Below are 477 nucleotides of genomic sequence, written 5' to 3'. Positions count from 1 at the left end.
CATGATCAGGAACGCACCAGCGGTCATGACGGGTGCGGAGCAGACGCTTCGGAGCCAACGGGGCGCCCAGGTGCTGGGCAGGCGTCCCCCTGTGCCATCTGCGTCGCCAGGCGCCGCCAGCTAGAGCGTCCGGCTTTCTGCTGTTCTTACCGGATTTGAATCCTGCCGACCATGTGCCATACCGCGACAACATCTCAGATCTGACGCACGCTTTGGTCATTTGCGCAACGAAGTCGGCTGAGTATCGTTAGGGAGGCGGCGAGCAGTAGATAGCAGGTCAATGATGCATGATGTGTCTTTCCGGGGAGATCCTGATCCGTTCGACTGTTGGTTGAAGAAGGAGTTGCGTACTCGGTTCAATGATGTTGTACGCGAACCGATCCCTGAAAGCCTGCTATGCGTTATTGGTCCAACTGAAGCTTCCGGGCATGTTCACGCCTCAAGACCTTCCTGGACCGAGGAGGAACGTGTGTCTGA

Annotated in this window: 1 pseudogene; it reads left to right on the top strand. The window is 57.4% G+C overall.

Features of this window, described 5'->3' with window-relative positions:
- Positions 1–280: 280 nt before the first annotated feature.
- Positions 281–477, top strand: a pseudogene (locus B7449_RS22405) (hypothetical protein); the annotation flags it as partial.

It is taken from the genome of Komagataeibacter intermedius TF2 (assembly GCF_000964425.1).
Classification (GTDB): Bacteria; Pseudomonadota; Alphaproteobacteria; order Acetobacterales; family Acetobacteraceae; genus Komagataeibacter; species Komagataeibacter intermedius.
This window is presented reverse-complemented; position numbering and strand designations above follow the sequence as displayed.